1 protein-coding gene is annotated in these 1,925 nt (G+C 60.9%); it reads right to left on the bottom strand.

Annotated elements, in window-relative coordinates; all coding sequences use genetic code 11:
- Positions 1-71: 71 nt before the first annotated feature.
- Positions 72-1,493 (bottom strand): group II intron reverse transcriptase/maturase, encoded by a 1,422-nt coding sequence (ltrA, locus tag BMZ43_RS25935; protein ID WP_042914397.1) that lies wholly within the window; start codon positions 1,491-1,493, stop codon positions 72-74.
- Between the last annotated feature and the right edge of the window lie 432 nt (positions 1,494-1,925).

Consider the following 1,925-nt stretch of genomic DNA (forward strand, 5'->3'; position numbering starts at 1 on the left):
ATCGAGTAGGAGGCGGGTTCACACCCGCCGTCCTCTCACACCACCGTGCGTACGGTTCCGTACACGGCGGTTCAGGTCATGCGGCTAAGCCGGTTGATCGTATCCAGTATCGAGACAAGCCCGAGTCGATCCCAGAGCTTCTTCGGCAGCGCCTGATTCATATGTGGCGCTCCAGAGTTCCACCATGGGCCGCGACCGTTGAAGGCCGATTTGCAGGCACGCTCTTCGCCCAGCCCCAAGCGCATCAGGTTGCGGGCCCTCGTAGAGGGCCGCTTCCATTGGCGCCAGATGACGCAGCGAAGTTTGTGTCTGACCCAGCCGTCCAGCTCCACAACAGGCCCTTTGCTCTGACTGAGCTTGAAGTAGCCAGCCCAGCCCCGCAGGACGGGGTTGATCCGCTCGATGACAGTCGCCATTTTGCGAGCCCGTACGCTGCGCAGTAGCGCTCGGAGCCGGTCGCGTACACGGCCCAGGCTCATCGTTGCCACGCGCAGCCTTGGCTGTTGATGCCAGCTCATCCCATAGCCCAGGTAGTCGCATTTCCACGCCCTTGCCACTTGGCTTTTCTTCCTGTTCACCGTCAGTTTCAGACGTTCTCTCAGGAAGCGTTCGACGCTAGCCAGCACCCGTTCGCCTGCCCGGTGACTACGTACATAAATGTTCGCGTCATCGGCGTAGCGCACGAACCGGTGGTCCCGCCGCTCCAGCTCACGATCAAGTTCGTCGAGCAGGATGTTCGACAGCAACGGCGAGAGCGGGCCGCCTTGCGGCGTCCCTTCCTGCCGTGGACTGGCGACCCCACCCGACATGATCCCAGCTTCGAGGTACCGGCGGATGAGCTTGAGAACGCATTTGTCTTCGACACGTCGCTCGATACAGGCCATGAGGATGTCGTGGTTAACCCGATCAAAGAATTTCTCCAGATCAAGCTCCACGCACCAGCGACGGCCCGCCTCCACATGGGAACGGGCCGCTTCAACGGCTTGATGAGCGCTTCTGCCCGGACGAAAGCCGTAGCTGTAGTCCGAAAACAACGGGTCGAAGATTGGCGTGAGCTGTTGCTGCAGTGCTTGCTGGATCAGGCGATCCACGACGCTAGGGATACCTAGTTGTCGTGTGTCGCCCTGCGGTTTGGGAATCTCAACCGCTCGCACTGCCTGAGGACGGTACTCACCGGCCAGCAACCTGGCTTTGAGGATCGGCCAGTACTGATTCACGTGGCCCGCCAACTCGGCCACCGTCATGCCATCGGCACCCGGCGCTCCCTTGTTGCTGACCACACGTTGATACGCACGCCTGAGGTTCGCCGGTGCAAGCACCCGCTCCATCAACGTGTCCGGCTCCGCGTTCGTCCCCGCCACTGACGCCGTCAATACCTCTACACTGCCAGCCCTCATCCTCGGCTTCTGGCCGGGACCTCGACTGACACATTCCTGTGTGGGAATTTTCTGCATTACGGTTACCAACGAGACAGTGACGCCTACTGGCGGCATAACCTGTTCGGCCCTTGGTGGCGCGGTTAACCGCCACTTACTACGGCCTCGGCTGACTTCTGCATGCTCATCCCGCCGCCTCTCGACGTTCGGTAGCACAGTGGCAAACGTGCAGATCTCCCAGGGTAATTCGCGCGACCTTCCTGCTTATGCCTGTCGGATCTACGTCACAGCGTTCCGTGCAAGTATCGGGCTTTGGCGATTTGTGCCACCTCACCCCGCTGTGCCGCCTCTATCCGCTTCCTGTTCGTCAGGCCAGCATTTTGCCTCGGGCTTCCTTCAGATTCGCAGTCACCTGCGACACCCTTGCCTCTGGCTAACACTTCCCCTTGCCGGGTGTGTAGAGGACTTTCACCTCCAAGTCACCCGCCTGGCCACCACAGCCAAGCGGGTTGCGCTTACGCGCAACGCGCCATGCCTGGCGCACACAAA

The organism is Pseudomonas sp. Snoq117.2, from assembly GCF_900110545.1.
GTDB classification, from domain to species: Bacteria; Pseudomonadota; Gammaproteobacteria; order Pseudomonadales; family Pseudomonadaceae; genus Chryseomonas; species Chryseomonas benzopyrenica.